Here is a 591-nt window from a genome sequence, read left to right on the forward strand (position 1 = left end):
AAAAGGCGCGTGACCCCATGAAAATCCCCCAAATGATCTAAACTTGTTCCACGCGCAAATGTGAGTAAATTATCCCGTGCCACTTCATTAATTCGCTGGCGCAATAGCAACTCTTCATAAGCGGCCGCTTGCAATTGAATAACCACCGGATCATAAGCCACCTTTTCCACATTATAAGGAATATGATGCGCCGCAAAAAGCTCAGTCAAACGCGTGATCTTTTGCTCTAAAATTGCTTCAACAGAAAGCTCTTCAATAATTTGTGGCAGAGGAAGTTGTGGAGGGGGAATTTGTGGCCAAGGAAATTGTAGAATGGATAAAGGTTCAAACTCTGTCATCACCAACCTCTAAATCAATACTCATTGGTTCCTTATGCGACCAATCCCCCAAATGCTCATTGAGATAAAAAACACCCGTTAAAACAAAATGGCCCGTTAAAACAAATGAAATGTGCCTTCACGCGTTGCTTTTGTCAGATCAATCCTCTGCAACGAAAACCCAGGCTCTCCACACCCTGGATCATCGAGTGCTTCAACAATTGCTTGATAAAGCTGCATCATCGTCGCAGGATCAGCATTGGCATCTTGGAAT

The 591-nt window shown here is 43.5% G+C and carries 1 pseudogene; it reads right to left on the bottom strand.

The features are described 5' to 3' along the window. Nucleotides 1-338 (bottom strand): annotated as a pseudogene (locus tag ACFIKY_RS09245) (baseplate assembly protein); the annotation flags it as partial. Nucleotides 339-591: the final 253 nt, after the last annotated feature.

It is taken from the genome of Bartonella sp. CR127HXZ, assembly GCF_042194555.1.
Taxonomy (GTDB): domain Bacteria; phylum Pseudomonadota; class Alphaproteobacteria; order Rhizobiales; family Rhizobiaceae; genus Bartonella; species Bartonella grahamii.